At 47.4% G+C, this 17,096-nt stretch carries 23 protein-coding genes; 16 read left to right on the top strand and 7 right to left on the bottom strand.

Going from position 1 to position 17,096, the window contains the following annotated elements:
* Positions 1-26 precede the first annotated feature (26 nt).
* From Q7J08_RS03990 to Q7J08_RS03965, 6 genes are all read left to right on the top strand, one after another.
* On the top strand, positions 27-965 hold the full coding sequence (locus Q7J08_RS03990) for a substrate-binding domain-containing protein (RefSeq protein ID WP_304910401.1): 939 nt from the start codon (positions 27-29) through the stop codon (positions 963-965).
* Between the two features lie 47 nt (positions 966-1,012).
* Entirely contained in the window at positions 1,013-1,720 is a 708-nt protein-coding gene (locus tag Q7J08_RS03985) for an ABC transporter permease (protein ID WP_304910400.1), read from the top strand.
* On the top strand, positions 1,713-2,756 hold the full coding sequence (locus tag Q7J08_RS03980; RefSeq protein WP_304910399.1) for an ABC transporter ATP-binding protein: 1,044 nt from the start codon (positions 1,713-1,715) through the stop codon (positions 2,754-2,756). Before Q7J08_RS03985 ends, Q7J08_RS03980 begins: the two co-directional genes overlap by 8 nt.
* Positions 2,757-2,889: 133 nt before the next feature.
* A complete protein-coding gene (gene aspS / locus Q7J08_RS03975; RefSeq protein ID WP_304910398.1) occupies positions 2,890-4,179 on the top strand; it encodes an aspartate--tRNA(Asn) ligase in 1,290 nt (429 codons plus the stop codon).
* A gap of 11 nt (positions 4,180-4,190) precedes the next feature.
* Positions 4,191-4,481 carry a Dabb family protein gene (locus Q7J08_RS03970; protein WP_304910397.1) on the top strand — a complete coding sequence of 97 codons (291 nt, stop codon included), beginning with the start codon at positions 4,191-4,193 and terminating at the stop codon, positions 4,479-4,481.
* 99 nt (positions 4,482-4,580) lie between these two features.
* The gene (locus Q7J08_RS03965; protein WP_304910396.1) at positions 4,581-4,718 is read left to right on the top strand and encodes a hypothetical protein; all 138 of its coding nucleotides are present in this window, start codon (positions 4,581-4,583) and stop codon (positions 4,716-4,718) included.
* Positions 4,719-4,765: 47 nt separating this feature from the next.
* On the opposite strand, the gene Q7J08_RS03960 is transcribed toward Q7J08_RS03965, so the two are convergent.
* The 3 genes from Q7J08_RS03960 to Q7J08_RS03950 form a co-directional block, all read right to left on the bottom strand.
* Positions 4,766-4,975 (bottom strand): helix-turn-helix transcriptional regulator, encoded by a 210-nt coding sequence (locus Q7J08_RS03960; protein WP_304910395.1) that lies wholly within the window; start codon positions 4,973-4,975, stop codon positions 4,766-4,768.
* Entirely contained in the window at positions 4,975-5,394 is a 420-nt protein-coding gene (locus Q7J08_RS03955) for a hypothetical protein (RefSeq protein ID WP_304910394.1), read from the bottom strand. Before Q7J08_RS03955 ends, Q7J08_RS03960 begins: the two co-directional genes overlap by 1 nt.
* Before the next feature lie 697 nt (positions 5,395-6,091).
* A complete protein-coding gene (locus Q7J08_RS03950; RefSeq protein ID WP_304910393.1) occupies positions 6,092-6,571 on the bottom strand; it encodes a pyridoxamine 5'-phosphate oxidase family protein in 480 nt (159 codons plus the stop codon).
* Positions 6,572-6,682: 111 nt separating this feature from the next.
* Here Q7J08_RS03950 and Q7J08_RS03945 point away from each other — a divergent pair, with 111 nt between their 5' ends.
* From Q7J08_RS03945 to Q7J08_RS03935, 3 genes are all read left to right on the top strand, one after another.
* Positions 6,683-7,576, top strand: a complete 894-nt coding sequence (locus Q7J08_RS03945) for a methionine synthase (protein WP_304910392.1) — start codon at positions 6,683-6,685, stop codon at positions 7,574-7,576.
* A 42-nt stretch (positions 7,577-7,618) separates the two neighbouring features.
* The gene (locus Q7J08_RS03940; protein WP_304910391.1) at positions 7,619-7,978 is read left to right on the top strand and encodes a hypothetical protein; all 360 of its coding nucleotides are present in this window, start codon (positions 7,619-7,621) and stop codon (positions 7,976-7,978) included.
* Between the two features lie 133 nt (positions 7,979-8,111).
* Positions 8,112-8,390 carry an HNH endonuclease gene (locus Q7J08_RS03935; RefSeq protein WP_304910390.1) on the top strand — a complete coding sequence of 93 codons (279 nt, stop codon included), beginning with the start codon at positions 8,112-8,114 and terminating at the stop codon, positions 8,388-8,390.
* Positions 8,391-8,422: 32 nt separating this feature from the next.
* Here Q7J08_RS03935 and Q7J08_RS03930 read toward each other — a convergent pair whose 3' ends face one another.
* Positions 8,423-8,614, bottom strand: coding sequence for a hypothetical protein (locus Q7J08_RS03930; protein WP_304910389.1), 192 nt, complete (start codon positions 8,612-8,614; stop codon positions 8,423-8,425).
* Positions 8,615-8,698: 84 nt separating this feature from the next.
* Here Q7J08_RS03930 and Q7J08_RS03925 point away from each other — a divergent pair, with 84 nt between their 5' ends.
* On the top strand, positions 8,699-9,148 hold the full coding sequence (locus tag Q7J08_RS03925; protein ID WP_304910388.1) for a SufBD protein: 450 nt from the start codon (positions 8,699-8,701) through the stop codon (positions 9,146-9,148).
* Positions 9,149-9,152: 4 nt separating this feature from the next.
* On the opposite strand, the gene Q7J08_RS03920 is transcribed toward Q7J08_RS03925, so the two are convergent.
* Positions 9,153-9,287, bottom strand: coding sequence for a hypothetical protein (locus tag Q7J08_RS03920; protein WP_304910387.1), 135 nt, complete (start codon positions 9,285-9,287; stop codon positions 9,153-9,155).
* 163 nt (positions 9,288-9,450) lie between these two features.
* Between Q7J08_RS03920 and Q7J08_RS03915 the strand changes: the two genes are divergently transcribed.
* From Q7J08_RS03915 to Q7J08_RS03905, 3 genes are read left to right on the top strand one after another with little or no spacing between them, the layout of a single operon-like run.
* Positions 9,451-10,035 carry a hypothetical protein gene (locus Q7J08_RS03915; protein WP_304910386.1) on the top strand — a complete coding sequence of 195 codons (585 nt, stop codon included), beginning with the start codon at positions 9,451-9,453 and terminating at the stop codon, positions 10,033-10,035.
* The gene (locus Q7J08_RS03910) at positions 10,032-10,541 is read left to right on the top strand and encodes a hypothetical protein (protein WP_304910385.1); all 510 of its coding nucleotides are present in this window, start codon (positions 10,032-10,034) and stop codon (positions 10,539-10,541) included. The genes Q7J08_RS03915 and Q7J08_RS03910 overlap by 4 nt, the downstream gene beginning before the upstream one ends.
* On the top strand, positions 10,538-11,701 hold the full coding sequence (locus Q7J08_RS03905) for a hypothetical protein (protein ID WP_304910384.1): 1,164 nt from the start codon (positions 10,538-10,540) through the stop codon (positions 11,699-11,701). Before Q7J08_RS03910 ends, Q7J08_RS03905 begins: the two co-directional genes overlap by 4 nt.
* Before the next feature lie 288 nt (positions 11,702-11,989).
* Here Q7J08_RS03905 and Q7J08_RS03900 read toward each other — a convergent pair whose 3' ends face one another.
* Complete coding sequence (locus tag Q7J08_RS03900) at positions 11,990-13,804, bottom strand: hypothetical protein (RefSeq protein ID WP_304910383.1); 1,815 nt, start codon at positions 13,802-13,804, stop codon at positions 11,990-11,992.
* A gap of 109 nt (positions 13,805-13,913) precedes the next feature.
* Between Q7J08_RS03900 and Q7J08_RS03895 the strand changes: the two genes are divergently transcribed.
* The 3 genes from Q7J08_RS03895 (at position 13,914) to Q7J08_RS03885 (ending at position 16,298) form a co-directional block, all read left to right on the top strand.
* Complete coding sequence (locus Q7J08_RS03895; protein WP_304910382.1) at positions 13,914-14,306, top strand: zinc ribbon domain-containing protein; 393 nt, start codon at positions 13,914-13,916, stop codon at positions 14,304-14,306.
* 75 nt (positions 14,307-14,381) lie between these two features.
* Complete coding sequence (locus Q7J08_RS03890; protein WP_304910381.1) at positions 14,382-15,029, top strand: hypothetical protein; 648 nt, start codon at positions 14,382-14,384, stop codon at positions 15,027-15,029.
* A 321-nt stretch (positions 15,030-15,350) separates the two neighbouring features.
* Positions 15,351-16,298, top strand: a complete 948-nt coding sequence (locus Q7J08_RS03885) for a hypothetical protein (protein ID WP_304910380.1) — start codon at positions 15,351-15,353, stop codon at positions 16,296-16,298.
* A gap of 29 nt (positions 16,299-16,327) precedes the next feature.
* Here Q7J08_RS03885 and Q7J08_RS03880 read toward each other — a convergent pair whose 3' ends face one another.
* Complete coding sequence (locus Q7J08_RS03880; RefSeq protein WP_304910379.1) at positions 16,328-17,095, bottom strand: energy-coupling factor transporter transmembrane protein EcfT; 768 nt, start codon at positions 17,093-17,095, stop codon at positions 16,328-16,330.
* Between the last annotated feature and the right edge of the window lies 1 nt (position 17,096).

Below are 17,096 nucleotides of genomic sequence, written 5' to 3'. Positions count from 1 at the left end.
GGGATGCCTAAGATACGTAAATCCGTATGAAAAAGTTACTAAGTGTGTTTGGTGTTTTTCTCATTCTGCTCGCCGTCATTTGTGCAGCAGGATGTGTAAGTACACAACAGCAGGAACCGACCCAGCTGAAAATCGCGACAACCACGTCGCTGTATGATACCGGCCTCCTTGATGCCGTCCAGGATTATTATCTTGACAAATACAATGTTGATCTCCTGATCACCTCGCAGGGAACCGGAAAAGCAATCGCCTCCGCAATGAACGGTGATGTCGATGTCTTACTCGTCCACTCCCCATCTCAGGAAGCAGTTTTTATCGATGATGGTTATGGTGTAAACCACAGAGGTATTGCATACAACTACTTCATCATCGTCGGTCCGGCTGATGACCCGGCAGGAATTGCAGGAATGACTCCGGAAGAGGGCGTTGCCACACTCAAAGCACTGGGAGATGCAGGAACCGAGGGGATCATCTTCGTATCCCGCGGCGACAACTCAGGAACCCACTCTGCAGAGAAGGCCATCTGGAAATCAGCCGGATTCAACTACACTGCTCAGATCACCGGATGCGGCCCATGGTATAAAGAGACCGGTGCAGGTATGGGAGACTCCCTGACCACCGCCGGTCAGCTTGGCGCCTACATCCTCACTGATGAAGCAACCTATCTCACCTACAAGAAGAACAACAACCTCTCACTCGAAGTGATCATTAATGAGGGAGCCAGCCTTCTGAACAGATACAGTATCATGACCATATCCCCTGCTAAATTCCCGGATACCAATGTTAAAGATGCAACCGATTTCACCAACTGGCTCATCTCCGAAGACGGTCAGAACTTTATCGGCGCATACGGTGTTGAAACCTACGGCAAACCACTCTTCACGCCGATGAGCACCTTGAACGACAGCACTCTTCCGCCGTTCAACATTGACTGTAAGACTCCAGTAGTCATACCGACTGCATAAAACAGTCATCCAATTTTTTTTATTTTATCTAATACAGGAAAATACTCATGGGAGAGATAACCGACGGATTTCTGGAAGCTATAACGCTCATCGTTACGATGAATCCGGAGCTTATGGAAATCGCCGGACGAAGTCTGTACGTTTCATCGATCGCAACGCTCGTCGCTGCGTTGATCGCGATCCCGATCGGCGCCATCATCTACTACTATGATTTTCGCGGAAAACGTACCGTCATCAATCTCGTCCAGACATTATATGCTCTGCCGACCGTCATCGTAGGATTACTGGTATATCTCCTTGTATCGAATTCGGGACCTCTCGGTCCCTTAAAACTCCTGTACACGACCAATGCAATGATCATTGCACAGGTCATTCTGGTTTCACCCTTGATCGTCGGATTGGCCATAGCCGCACTCTCCGGCTTGGACAAAGAGATGAAATACACGACCATGTCCCTCAATGCACGGGCATACCGGGCAATGATGACCCTGGTTCGCGAGACGAAATTTGCTATTTTATCAGCAGTCGTCCTGGCATTCGGCAGGGCGATCGCGGAAGTCGGCGCAGTAATGATGGTCGGCGGAAATATCCGGCACTTTACCCGGACCCTGACAACGGCCATCACCCTGAACACTTCCATGGGTGAGTTTTCCACATCCATTGCCCTCGGAATTATTCTGCTGACGATCGCTTTGATCGTAAACTTCGGTGTGAATTTTTTCCAGCACTATAACGGGAGGATGAAAGATGACTGATATTATCTCGGTTTGCGGCCTTGCAAAAAGCTACGGAAAAAAAGAGGTCGTTCACCCGCTGAACTTCTCGGTGAAAAAGGGCGAGATCCTCGCGATCATAGGACCGTCAGGTGCCGGAAAAAGTACACTTCTCCGCATGCTGGACACGATAGAACCGGCATCCGAAGGTGAGATCACGCTGTTCGGCGAAAAGGTGACAAAACACTCAACTCACAATCTCCGGAACCGGATGGGGATGCTTTTCCAAAAAACGGTCCTCTTTGACAGAACCGTGGAGGAAAATATCGCTCTCGGTCTGTCCTACAGACATGTTTCCCATGAAGAGAGACAAAAACGGGTAACAGAGATCCTTGAGGAGATGGGGATGAGCGAGTATGCACGACGGAGCAGCCGGACCCTTTCCGGCGGAGAGGGACAGCGTGTTTCGTTCGCCCGCGTCCTGGTAACAAAACCGGAGATCCTGTTCCTTGATGAACCGACAGCAAATCTTGATCCGGTCGCAACGAAACTGCTCGAAGAAATGATCCTGCACGAAAACCGGGTGAACAAGACCACGATCATCATCAATACCCATGATCAGTCACAGAGCCAGCGGCTCGCGGACCGGGTGGCGGTGATGATGAACGGGGAGTTTGTCCAGATCGGTTCTGCCGATGAGGTGTTTTACCATCCAACAAATGAGCGTGTGGCAAAGTTTGTCGGCGTCCAAAACCTCTTCACCGGCGTTGTCAGAAATGGGAATGCTACATCGGGCGGCGTCGTGTTCTGCCCTGCTCCTCATGTTCCGGACGGAATTGTGCAGATCATGCTTCGCGCCGAAGACATTTCTCTGTCGAAAACGGAGATCGACCCCGGACGGATCTCGGTTCAGGGCAGAGTGGTCTCCTCAGATAGAGCGGGAGCATTTCTGCATGTTCTGGTAGATGCCGGCTGCATCTTCTCGGTCATCTGCCCATTCCGGCAGACCGGGGACACATATGATCCCGGAGAAGTCGTGCATATTGCATGGCGGACCGATGCAGTCCATCTTGCCTAAAAACTCCTTTTTTCCTTCATGCTGAGAAGGCCGCCGATCTCTGAGCATAGTACTTCTTCGAAATGAGGGCGGCTCATCTTTGGTCCCCGAACAAACTATAATCTATTCCCACCGCAAATACTATAGAGATTTTATGCGTATACCAATAAAAGACGTGACCCCTGAAATTGGGCATGCACACATTGCAGGCTGGGTCCACGAAGAACGTGATCTTGGAGGGCTCACCTTCCTCCTCGTTCGTGACAGAACCGGGATCCTCCAGGTCACCATCCCCAAAAAGAAAGTCACCGCCGAAGTACTCGCTGCCGTCAAAGACGCTACCCGCGAGTCCGTTATTGAATGCGAAGGCGTAGTCAAAGCCACCGAAAAAGCACCCGGAGGACGGGAGCTCGTCCCCGACACACTCCGCGTTATCTCCCGTGCAGAAACCCCCCTTCCGCTTGACGTCTCGGAAAAAGTTCTCGCAGAACTCGACACCCGGCTCGACAACCGGTACCTCGATCTCCGAAAACCCCGCATCAACGCTATCTTCCAGATCAGAAACGCCTGTCTGCGTGCCATAAGCGAATACCTCTGGGACCAGAAATTCACTCAGGTCCAGACCCCGAAGATCGTCGCTGCCGCCACCGAAGGAGGAACCGAACTCTTCCCGCTCGCCTACTTCGACAAAGAAGCATTCTTGAACCAGTCCCCTCAGCTCTACAAACAGATGCTCATGAGCGCCGGGTTCGACAGAGTCTTTGAGATCGGTGCGATCTTCCGTGCTGAAGAACACAACACCGTTCGTCACTTAAACGAAGCCACCTCGATCGATATTGAAATGTCCTTCGCTGACGAAGAAGACGCGATGAAGGTGCTCGAAAACGTCGTAGCAGCTGCGTATACCTACGTCGCAGAACACTGCGGCGATGCTCTTGAAACACTCGGCATCACCGAATTCAAGATCCCGACCGTTCCGTTCCCCCGTATCACCTACAAAGAAGCCATCGAGATCTCCACCGCCGGCGGCGAACCGCTCGTTTTCGGTGACGACCTCTCGACCGCTGCCGAGAGAGTTGTTGGAGAAAAGATGGGTACCATGTACTTCATCACGGAATGGCCGACCTCGACGAGACCATTCTACACCATGCCGTTCGAAGACCGCCCCGAGGTTTGCCGTGCATTCGATATGATGCACCCCAGAATGGAACTTACCTCCGGCGCACAGCGCTGTCATATCCACTCCCTTCTCGTAGATCAGATCAAAGCAAAAGGTCTCAACCCCGACGCATTCGAGTTCTACTTAAACCCGTTCAGATACGGGATGCCGCCCCACGCAGGCTGGGGACTCGGCGCCGAGCGTCTGGTCATGACCATGCTCGACCTTCAGAATATCAGGGAAGCTGTTCTCTTCCCGCGTGACCGACACAGAGTCAGTCCATAACCCTTCTTTTTATGATAAAACACATCGTCTTCTTCAAACTCGCCGACAACAGCGAAGAATCCTGCAAAAAAGTCCGCGATCTGCTCCTCTCCATGAAAGGAACCGTTGAACATATCCGGGAGATCGAAGTCGGCATCGACCTGTATCACACCGACCGGTCCTTCGACATCGCCTTAACGGTGATCGTTGATGATGATGAGGGACTCCGCGGGTATGCCGATCATCCCTATCATCTGGACGTCGTCAAGAAATACATGACGCAGGCGAGCGAAAAAAGCGTCGTCGTCGATTACATCATCTAAAAAAAATAAATTCGCGGGAATCGTACCCGGCTTTTATTCAGGGATATTTATAAAACGGAAAAAACCTATATAGAGTAAGTCAAAGGAGTAGTGAATAATATGCCAACAAGTAAGAAACAGATGGGGAAACTGAACAAAGAAAAGAAGGTCAAGGCAGAAGGACTCGCAAAGCTTGCAGCCGGGGGCAGCAAAGACGCCCAGAAAAAGCTCAAGAAACTCGAGAAAAAACTTAAGTGAACCAATTGAACTTTCCACCTATTTTCTTTTCTTTTTAGGGACCGGTCTCAAAGGATACCGTCCTCTTTGCCGAAAATAAAGACCTCTTCGATAGCACAGCCGAAAACAAGAGCCAGCTTGTAGGCGAGAAGGACCGATGGGTTATACTGGCCCTTCTCAAGCGAAATGATCGTTCTGGACGACACGAAAATGGTCTCTGCAAGCTCCGCCTGGGTCAGATTTCGGGCGGTCCGCAGTTCTTTTATCCTGTTCTCCATTAGAGCCTCTTGTCATAATAGATCTGTGAACCGATGGAAAGACCTGCCAGCAGGATCACAAGTCCGCACGCCGCAAGCGTCACATATAATTCAACGCCGATAAGAGCCGAGGCAAGTGTCAGAAAACACAGAACCGGCGTAAAGATCCGGACAGTATTCCAGCCGGCACGTTCACGAATACGGATGTTCCTCTCGTCATTTACCTCGATCGCCTGTATTTTGAGGGTCTCGGGCGTCTCTACCGATTTTATAACGGATTTTCCGATCAGAAATCCCGCAGACAGGGCAATCAACGCGGCCCCGATTCCGTAGCATGCACCATTCAACGTAGTACTGCCCGTAAAGACGAAGACTGCGAGAAGGATCAGCACGATTCCAATAACCAGCCCAAAGATTGAGAAGAGAATATTCTTTTGCATACAATATCATATGAAGTTTATTTCATATGAAGTTTCCTTCACATCAGGTGTTTTAAAATAGGAGTTACGCGGTGTTATTCCCAATCCAATTCGGGAAGGGTATTACTGGGTGTGGATATCTGAGATAAAATCAACCGCGAATCAGCGCGAATCCGCCCTTCGGGCGAGGCGAATCGGATTTGCTTATCCTCACTCTCGCTCGTTGGGTCAAGTCGCAAGGCAAAGCCTTGCTCCGCTAAGGTCGTCGACTTCGTCGCCAACCCGCTCGACCCAACGGCTCGTCCCTTCATCGGGACCGTTCGGGCAAATCCTGTCGGCGCCCCAGCGCCTCCCGTGAGGGAGAAATTCATTGAGCAGTTCTTAATCTGAAAAATATCCATTTTTCTGACAATCACGACATAAAATCAAGATGAAAATCAATAATGGGAGCCGCTGGGGCGGCGACAGGATTTGCCCGAACGGTCCCGATGAAGGGATGAGCAAGACAGCGAAGCTGGATTGCGAAAGTGAGGAAAAGCAAATCCGATTCTGGGAGCAAGCCAAAGGCTTGCGGGATTCGCGCCGATTCGCGGTTGGTTTTTTCTCTTGTGTCTAGATTAATGCCGTACACGAAATCGAAGTACATCTCATAAGGACTTCAGTTTTTTTTTCGGTTGAGAGCACACCGCGTAAGTCCTATTAAAAAAAAGTTAAGGGGTCATGCGTTTTTCAGCGCGACGATCTCCTTAACATCAACCAGTTTCCAAACCATTGTTCGTTCTTCGCTGATGATTTTCTCAGCAGACTCGGTGGGTGAGTGACCCAGGGCATAGAGACTGTTTTCCGAGATTTTTTTGTCTGAGATAAGTTTGACGAAGTGATTTTTTACCGCACGTTTTTTCTCATCGTCCGTAACCTCGGAGAGTTTGCCGAGCAGCGTCACGAACTTGTAGGCAGACATATCCGGCGCCACACTTTCGATCTCGACAGAGACGGCTGGATTCTGGGAGAACAGCTCCATTTTTTTGCCGTATCGGGTCGAGAGGAAGTAGAGGTTTTTCTCGTCAAAGACGTAGAGGAAGGGTGCGATGTAAGGATATTCCTTCCCTGAGAAGGCAATACGCGATACGACATTGTTTCTGATGAGAGAGTCGTATTCGGGTTTTAGCATCTTCGGGATTTTTAATGGTGCGGACATTGGTGATCATGCAATAAGTTCTCGCAGGCAACAATAAACTCTTGGTTTGCGGCAGAAGAGGTGGGCCCCGACCCAGAGGGTTTTTATCTGCTCAGGACGACCTAATTTATCATGGATCTCCCCTGTCTTTTGCCGACGACGGTCGTCGGTTCGTTTCCCTGCGTGAAAGGGACGGGACTTTCGTCCCTTTTGGACCCGTATAAGAAAGCGGTACAGTTTGCGGTATCAGAGCAGATACGGGCAGGGGTGGATATTATTTCCGACGGGCAGGTCAGATCGGATATGGTCCAGGCATTCGTTTCGAAGCTGCCGGGGATCTCGGAGAAGACAGTCGTTGGAAAGATCGGAGCGGCGGATAAGCCGATCACTGTGGGAGATACGAAGTATGCTTTGACGCAGACAAAGTACGTGAAGGGGATCCTTACAGGTCCGTGCACGCTTGCCTATGCTTTGCAGGTGGCAACGCCCGCCTACCGGAATAAGGAGGAAGTGGTGATGGATCTCGCCGCCGCTCTGCATCAGGAGGCAAAGTTTCTTTCGGAGACTGGGGTAACGATCATTCAGGTGGATGAGCCGATCCTTTCTACGGGGGCGATCTCTGTGGATACGGCACGGGAGGCACTGAAAATTATTTTTGCAGGGATCAAAACACCGTCATGTATCCATACGTGCGGGATGCTTGGGGAGATCGCGGATTCGTGGACAAAACTTCCGGTGGATATTCTGGATTTCGAGTATGCGGTGTCGATGGAAAATCTGTCGGTTCTTTCAAAGAGAGATCTTGCCGGGAAGAAGATCGGGTGCGGGTGCGTGAAGAGTTCGGATCCGACGATGGAGTCGGTGGAGGAGATCGAACGGCGGATCATGCTCTGCGTAGATGCGTTCGGGGCGGAGAATATTCTGATCGATCCGGACTGCGGTCTTCGGATGCATACGCCTGAGACGGCGTTCGAGAAGCTTTCGAGGATGTGCGAAGCGACGCGGAATGTGAGAAAAGCACTCTGACCAAACGGACAGATTATATATTTCTGGAACGAAAGACCCATCATGAAGAAACAAACGGTGATATTCTTGATAATCGGGATCCTTATCATCTCTGTGATCGGCTTATGGGTGATTGTCGAACCGTTTAATGATACAATCGAGGCGTTTACGATGCGCCCGATTGCGGAGGATGAACTGCCGCATGATGCTGTTCTCATGAATCTGACGGAGGAGGATTTTGCGGCCCATCAGAGTCTCTATGAGTGTATGGGAAAATATGTGCATATCTATGAGCGCCCCCTTGATTATTTTAAGTTTTCAGGGGTCACCTCTCTGGAGGGGCAGGAAATTTACGGGAAGTACGGCGGGAAGATCCTTTTCTGGAATGGGACCTATTATCAGTTCCTGTTTCTTACGAGTTGATGAGAGGGTAAGGAGAGCAAAAAACGTATTTCCGGGCCTGATTCTCCCAAAACCCCAAAATATTCCGGCAGAATGTATTGTAGGGATAGTTTTATCGTGACAGAGATACCTACTCCTACGTATCGGAGAAGGAATGGTATTTTCAGAAGATGTGGTAAAGAACGCGTTTGACAAAGTGAATGGATATTGTCAGATCTGCGGGAAGAAATTGATATTTAATAGCAGAGGAAATGCGGAGGCACGCGGAGCCTGGGAGGCACGTCATATTAAACCGGCGAGTGAGGGGGGGAAGGATGAAGTGCGAAACTGTATGATCTTGTGTATGGATTGTTATACGAAACCCGCTGAGGTGAGAAGCGGGAATGCGCCGGCCCGGGTCGAAGGGCCGCTTTATGGTGAGAGACGGAAATAACCGGAATATTTCCGTTCACTTTTTTTATAGTATTATTTCTCCGTACTGCGGTTGTGATTTTTGAGGAGGAGGATCACGCCAATGATGAGGAATGCCAGTCCGAAAAGGGCAAAGAGTTCGAACTCGAGAGACCATGGCGTGAATATCGCCGTTCCGATCCCGCAAATCAGTGCGAGAATGAGGGATTCTACGCCGGATAAGTGGGGGATGAAGCGGTTTAACATAGTTAATTCATGATGATACTACTATAAATTCATTTTGAGATTGATGAGGCAGCAGTTTTGCGGACCGGGGTCCTGGAGAATAGTATGGATGCAAAAGAGCTGGAGGAGAATGTCCGGGGATTGTATTCACCGGATACGAAAGCGGCGTATGCGAGTTTTTTGCGGCTGAAGGCGGAGAGCGAGGCGGGCAATGCGGTCTACCGGTTCTGGGACGATTTTGCCGGGATGATCGAGAGCGAAAATTCGTATGTCCGGACGCGGGGGCTTTTGCTGATTGCGGCGAATGCCGCCTGGGATACGGAGCATAAGATGGACGGGGTCCTTGCCCGGTATCTTGAGCATGTTTGTGATGAGAAGCCGATCACGGCAAGGCAGTGTATTCAGGCGCTGAAGAGTATTGTTTCGGCGAGGAGGGATCTTGTCCCGGAGATCAGGGAGGCGCTTAAGAATGCGGATACGGGGAGGTATAATGCGAATATGCGGCCGCTGATTGAGCGGGATATCGCGGGTGTGCTGAAGATGATGGAGGGGTGAGGGGCTATTTTCCAGTCTCCTGTAACTCTTTTATTTTCATGATGAGCTGTTGTTTGAGATCTTCATTGTCGTTCCAGAAGATGGTATTTCTCTGGGCGATATCGAAATGGAGAGGGGCAGGCTCTTCATCATTATTCACATCCGAGTGATTTCAGAAGAGCAGTCGCCTCGACATTAACGGGGTATTCTGGAGAGAGAGATGGATGAAAAGAATGTACGAGTTAATATCTCACAAAGAATTAATTCAGCAACTAAACTTTTTTTGCTATTGAAAACGAATATATTAATATTATCTATACACTATGCAGACTACCAACGATGAAATAATATCATACCTTGACAAACTGGAGCGGAGCGCTCTCTTTCTTTTGAGCGGAGCAAACAACTCCCCCATCCCTGGTGATACTGCATATCAAAAAGAGCTCTTCCTCATTGCAAACTACGATGAAGAACTCAACACTGTTGCAGATTTTCAGGCATATAACTTCGGTCCTTTTAGTGAACCCGGAGAAACGGCAATGGAAAATCTCATCGTATACGGACTTGCAGAAAAAATCGATGAGAAATATCTCCTTACCAAACGTGGGAAAGAGATTGCAGATCTGCTCAAAAATGAGGATACTGACGTTGATCTTGATGAGATAGAAGATGTCAAAATATTCCTCAATGACATGACCCACGACGAACGGATACTCTTTACCTATATCCTGCACCCGGACTACACCTCAGAATCGAAAATACGTGAGAAGGTCCTTGCAAAACGAATCCCACTTTCCATCTCACTCTACAAAAAAGGAAAAGTCGGACTTGAAATGGCAGCACACCTTGCCGGGATATCCATGGAGAATCTCCTTGACAAAATGCGGGTAAAGAGGAATCTTGCATGAAAATACTTGATGCAAGTCCTGTTATATGTGTCCTAAAAGAAATCGAAGAACCAAAAATATTTGACATCTGTGAAACATTAGGTCATGAGCTCTATGTCACAAACGAGGTCTATGAAGAATTAAAGAAAAATGAACATACATTTAAGAAATTTCAGGATTATGGCAAAATAGCAGTATTACCCTCTGATAAATTACCATTTGATATTACAAAAGCTATAGAATCATATAAAAAACGATATCCATGGATACACGATGGAGAAGCAAGCGTGATCTGTGTTGGGCATTATCTTAAAGACAATAACATACCATTCTATTGTATTATAGATGAGGATGCAAGAAATATTTCAAAAGCTGAAAATCTTCCAACAACAGGAACTATCGGGCTTATTATCTGGGAGAGAGACAAAGAACAGCTTGGAACGGATGATATAAACAAAATTAAAAAGGAACTTCGTGACTCACCATTCAGAGTCAGTGAAATTCTATTAAAAAAACTTGACTCATGACAACTGAAACACGAATAAAAACCCTCTCTGTTGCAGACGACACGGCACTTCGATCCTTGGAAATATCGCTTGGAAAATCTAAAATTACGACACCTTCCAAATCTCTTGGAGCAGATTTAGTTTCACCGAAATTATCTTTTCCCAATGCCGGGAATCAGTTAAATGAAATCTACAAATCATTTACCTCAGAGATAATGAATAAAATCCAAACTGATCAAAAATATAATGAGACGAAAAACAAAGAATTCGGTAAATTATTTAACAACGGATCAAATTCACCCACAATAACACTCTTGGATTTTAAGGAAAGAAACACGGAAAATCCCCTAATTCCTACTGCTAAAGAGATAGACACCCTTACAAATTTTGCATATACTTTTTCAGATATTACACCAATACCCGCCCTCCCAAATTATGCAAGTAAACTCACTATCGATAATCAGGAGGAATTTCTCAATTATCTCACATCAGCAGTTACCTCAATAGAAGAATGGAATCATAAACCAATTATGGGTTATATTCCCCTCACAGTAGGACCAATTCTTAATAATATTGTGGACTTGTACGTGGAACATGGGATTAACGCGTATTACATTGATTTTAACAGAAAAGGACCATTGAGCAATCCAACTGCCCTAACAACAATAAAGAGACGGTTAGGTAAGCATGGACTCGAAGAAAATCATTTTCTTCATTTTGTGAACATGGATTATGGTAAAACAAATAGAGAAGCAATCTATCTTCCAGCACGAGATTTCCTTGGATTTGGCTCCGGATTGGATAGTATGGGTAATGCACATCGACCCCGCGTATTTGTAAGACCAACAAATGGAACGACACCAATAATTGTTCCAAAAAAGTTCCGCGTGTTTGATAAGGAGGAATATGGATACTACCGTCTTGAAGTTGAAAGTCTACACGATACGTCCCATTTCCCAGAATCTGCATTATTTTCTCGTGATGAAATATTGGCAGAGCCTGTTAAAATTACAAAGGAAAAGAAGATGGGGCTTGTAAATCTTCAGGAGCAAACAGCAGAGTGTCAGCACCTTCAATTAGTTGCCGCAGAAGAAGTGAAGAACTCATTTGGCTATTTCAAATCCAAACCCTGCCTTGAAGAAAAAGACCTAAAACAGATTAAATTAACACATTCGCGGTGAAAAAAGGCATCGATTATAAAATCCTCTTTTACCCTAGTGTCACATTTTTCTCAAAACCCTGGGAAAATCTTCAAACACCTGAATCTATACCTATATACTACTAAAAAGAGAGTTTCGGGAAAAACCTGACACCACACAATAAATCCACCATATGTCCTGTTTTTTAAGAATTCAGCCAAAATAAGCCTGATTTTGGTGTCACCATCATTTTTCAAAACCTGACACAAAATTCCCTCCAGAAAAGAGGTGTCACGTTTTTCAAAAACCAACGTGACACAAAACCCACCTCTATTTCAGCCGGCACTTGAAATACCGCTGACTGTTTGTCCGCAGTTCATCATACCCATACACCCGCATCCCCTTAAACAGCCCCCTCTTCTCCTTCTCCGACAGACCCTGCCGGAAATTCACCTGCGAATACTCATCATACCCCGGCATCTGGATCTTAGCAAGGCCCACCGGAATATCATGCCGGGCACACCACGAGATATACGCCTCCTCCAGCTCCAGGCGGGACACCTTCCCCGTCTCCGACCTCTCCACGCACTCCTCGATAAACGCCGACACCTCGAAGCCTGCCAGCAGCTCATTCTGCGTCGATGCGCAAAACGCCGGAACCGGCAAAAGACCTTCTTTCGTATACGCGATAAGCTCATCTACCATCATCGAGAAGATCTCGTTCTTTTCGGCAAGCAAAGACTCCCGGATATCACGCACCCGCTCATCCCCCGCAAACAGATGCGGGAACGGGATCGTAAAGATCCGGCGCAGAAGGGCAAAATCCAGAACCTTATCGAACCGGGGCAGTTCGTTCGTCACCCCGACCGGCGTACAGACGATCTTCTGCGGGCGGGACTTCTCATACATGTCCCGAAACCGGCTGGTCACCGCGTCCCCTGTGAGAGCTTTCACTGTGTCCGCACTGATCCTGCCGCCCCGCGACTCCTCATCGCTCGCCTCGGCGATCAACATTGCACGTTTTCTAAGCGACCGGGCAATACCCGAAGCCGGCCGATCCTCGGCCCCGGAATACAGCTCCCTAACCGAAGCCTCCGACATCTCGGGCCCGAAGATCTCCCTCAGCACATCGATCGTCGTCGACTTCCCGTTGCTTCCCTTTCCCCACAGGAAAAGGATGATCTGCTCCGGATTCCCCGGATACAGCAGATAGCCCATCAGCCGCAGAAAAAACCGGCCGAGTTCCATCATCCGAAGCGTCCGCTCCTCTTCACCGAGCCCGCTCATGTTGTCGTCGAACGCTTTTTTCAGGTGGCCGATGAACGCCGGCGAGCGAAGCCCCGGCGTATAGGTCCGATCGAGATAGATCAGCGGATACTTCTCCCGGATCGAATCGCACGCCCAGATCGGGATGATCTCCCCGGTTTTGCAGTCGAGAGCACCGTTTTTGAAGGTGATATACCGGCCGTCGGACGCTTCGGCGAGGTTCACCTGCATGGAGGAGCCTTCGATCATTTTCCGGAGAGCGATCTGTTTTGTGTGGTTTTTGCTGAGGTTCAGGTGATTCTGGAGCTGAGCAACGAGGTTTCGCATTTCGGGGGTGTTTTCGATTTCTGCCCGCCGGTTCCAGTATTTCTGTTCTTCTTCGATGCTTTTGCCGATGAACCGGAGGGTTTTGCCGATTTTGTCGCCGGCGGGTTCCCAGTGATTGTTGATGTAGGCGAACCATTCGCCCCGGGCCGCGTCGTAGATGAGGTGGCCGGCAGCTTCTTTTTCGAAACGGACGGCGTTTCCTTCGTCGTTGAGAGAATTCAGCAGAGCTTCGGGGGTGGGGAGCTGCCGGCGGGTCATGGTCTTTCGCTCCCAGGGCGGGGCAGAAGACGGGTCGAAGAACCGAAGAAGGAACGCTTTTTCGGGACCTTCCGGTTCATTGTCCGTGATGTGTTCTTTGACGGCCCGTGTAAGGTCGGGGCCGGTATCGAAGGTGGTGATTATGTCGACGAGTTCGCCGTTTTTATACAGACCGAACCGGTAGGCGTTCAAATCCAGGTTGACGCCGGGGTGTTCGGGGGAGAGTTGTTCTGTGATCGTTTCGTGATGCTTTACTGTGTAAGGCATCGGCAGGGTTGTTTGTACTTCAATCAAGGCTAGGTTGTCACTCCTTTTGTTGTATTTATCAAATGTATCATGATATACAGAATAATTAGATAGCATAGTATTTATAGTTTAAGTCTCATATGTATATCTTAGTATTATGTCTGAAGAAAGAAACGATGATCAGATCCTGATTCGACTCCCGAAGAACCTGAAGATGCAGCTGGAAACGGCGGCACGCGTGGAAGGGACGACGGTTCAGGATTGGGTGCGAAAAGCGATGGTGAATCGGATCAGTCTGCTGAATGTGTGCCCGACGTGCGGGACGGTGAATTCCGGGACGGCGAAGTTCTGTAATGAGTGCGGGGCGAGTCTGAAGGATAGTAAGAGGTCGATGTATTTCGCGTGGCTGAAGGATCTGCTGAGGGAGGAGCTTGAGGAAGGACGGGATCTTGACGCGGTTCTGAAGGTTCTGGAGGATCCGGCAGGGGTGATGGAGGGGCTGGAGAAGAAGGGGAAGTGGATCGTGAAGACGGAGGAGAGGGGGGAGTAGGGAAATATGAACTTTCTAATCCTAAAATACACTGAGATTGAATCTAACATTATCGTATATTGTGGAGTATAGCTTATGATTGAATATATATTACTGTTATATTCTGTGATTAATATGACAATTGAATATATATTACTAAATAATTCACCAAATACTCTCGCGATTATCAGTATTGTGCTTACTCTCATTGGAATAATTATCACAATAGTAGTTGCGGTTTTGGTGTATAATTTCCAAAATAAATCAACTAGAGATATGTTGAAAATTGAGCATACTCTTAGCACCTTTATGGATAATGAAATTCTCCTTTACCGAACTCTCACCCCAGTAGTTGCGGATTGCTATTCATATGCATTAGGTTTGCACCCAGGTCACGGACTTGGAGGAGGCCCCTCTTCTCGGGAGGAACGAAATAAATGGCATGAAGAGAGGTGCAATGAATTATTGGAAAAAGTTCGTAAGGTTGAAGTTTTATCTGAGGCAAGCACATCTTCCATTCCTGAAAATATCATTGTTGATTTGCGGAAATTTGCAGAAACCTGTTCATATCAAGCGTGTGATTATGCACAGGCATACATACCGGAAGCTCAGACTCCGGAAGATGCAAAATTACGTGCTGTGTACCCGGAGAACTGTTATAAGAGAAATTCTGAAATCAAGGCCACCTATGATAAATTTCAGAATGATGTGAAAACACGGATGGATGAGCTGAAGAAAGGGTGAAAAATCCGGGATATTGTGTGGAAGGAGCAAAGGGATTTTTCTTTTTTAGTGTTCTTTGATTTCGTGAAGGCAAATATGCGATATTATGAGATTAAACCAACCGCGAATCGGCGCGAATCCGCCCTACGGGCGAGAGAATCGGATTTGCTATTCCTCACTCTCGCAATCCAGCTTCGCTGTCTTGCTCGTCCCTTCATCGGGACCGTTCGGGCAAATCCTGTCGGCGCCCCAGCGCCTCCCTGATTTTATTATCATCTCAATTTTTAACAGAGGGCTAACCATTTATCTGTATGTACGTTCGATAAAACATTAGAGAATATAATGTCATTAACTTCAATTATCAATGGTTCAGGATCCATTTATGAAGATAGGTTCAGAACAATTTTAGAAGAGGCTAAACCTTTAAAATCAGATTTCACTACGATTTCCGGGAAAAAACCATTTTTAAATATTTGTACAAACTATCCCTATATCCTAGAGACAAAATATGAGGCTCAACTTGTTGGATTCACATTTGATTACCTAGCACGTTTTATGATTGCACAGAAAATCAAAAAAAATAGAATGGAGGTAACAAAGAAATTAGTCGCTTTTGCTGGATTAGATTTATTAAATAGACATAAATTCGAAGAAGATTTTGATATTGATGGGATGTTTAATTCAAGTATAAATCAAATAATAGAATATATCCAAGGCAATATGGATGATTTTAACATATTAATTCGTTCAGCAATTTTTTTGTCACGTTTAGAACATGTCTTTCGTTCTAAGTTGTTCCCAACTACAGAATATCTGCAGCAATGGTTTGAAGAAGTTCCGAAAAACATAAATCAAGATTTGACACAATTATGCACAGATTTTGAAACAGAATTCGTGAATGTTTTAATAAATGAAGATAGCGAAGTAATATTCAATCCTATTTTTGGGCATGCAAGTGAGATTGTGCATGGAGCTGATGCAGATATATTTATCGACGGAACATTGTATGATTTCAAAACAATCAAACGCAACGGATATCGTAAGGAAAATACGATGCAATTAATAGGTTACTATTTGTTAGATAGAATAAATTGTGAAGAATTCAATGGTACTCCTGTTGGATCTGGAATTAAAAATATAGCATTTTATAAAGCAAGATTTGGAGAAATCGAAAAAGTTGATGTTTCAAATATCTCAAATATAGAAATTCATGTTGAAAATGCCAAATCATTGTTCAATAAATGGGATTTTAGTTTAAAAAGAATGAATAAAATGGACAATATTAATTAAAATTTAAAAAAAAAAGGTTTTTGCTCTTCTCACAGAATAAACGTCACATACACGATGCCCGCAAAGATCCCGGCAACCAGAAGAACCGTCACGAGATCCGCCGCATGGTAGACCATCTTCCTCCGGTGCTCCGACGCTTTCCGGTAGCCCCGCATATCGATCGTCAGACCAAGCGTATCCGCCTTTGCGAGTGAATTCAGCATCAGCGGAAGCATCACCGGGCCAAGCTGCTTCAGCTTGCCGATAACGCCTCCTCCGGGAGAATACCCGCGGGAAAGCTGAGCCTCATTGATCCGGACACCCTCTCTCTGCAGAGTCGGGATAAACCGGATAGCAATCAAAAACATCAGTGCGTAATCGCCCGGAATCCGGAGCGTGTAGAGAGCATTCACCAGATCACGCGGCTGGGTCGAGATGACCAGCAGCTGGAACGAGAAGATCAGCACCGCAAACCGGAGAGCCATCTGGACCGCGAACATGATTGCGCCCGTCGTCACCGGGATCATCCCGTTCGGCAGAATCGTAAACAGCACATCGCCCGACGCACTCGTAAGCACCGTCAGGACGACCAGAGCAAGACCGAGAATGATCAGCAGAGGGACCTGACGGATCAGCGGCTTCATAAGCCCGCCGATCGCCGCGAACGCCAGCACGAAAACGACCATCCCGCCAAGAAGCAGCGGATTCGATGTGAAGATCGCCGCAAACATCATACCGACCGCGAAGAAGATCTTCGTCATCGGCGACAACCGGTGAACGAACCGGTTCCCCGGGATATACTGCATAATGTCTTCCATT

Origin of the sequence: Methanocorpusculum sp., assembly GCF_030655665.1 — an archaeon.
Lineage (GTDB): Archaea > Halobacteriota > Methanomicrobia > Methanomicrobiales > Methanocorpusculaceae > Methanocorpusculum.
The sequence above is the reverse complement of the archived record's forward strand: the minus strand, read 5'-3'. Positions and strand labels throughout refer to the sequence as shown.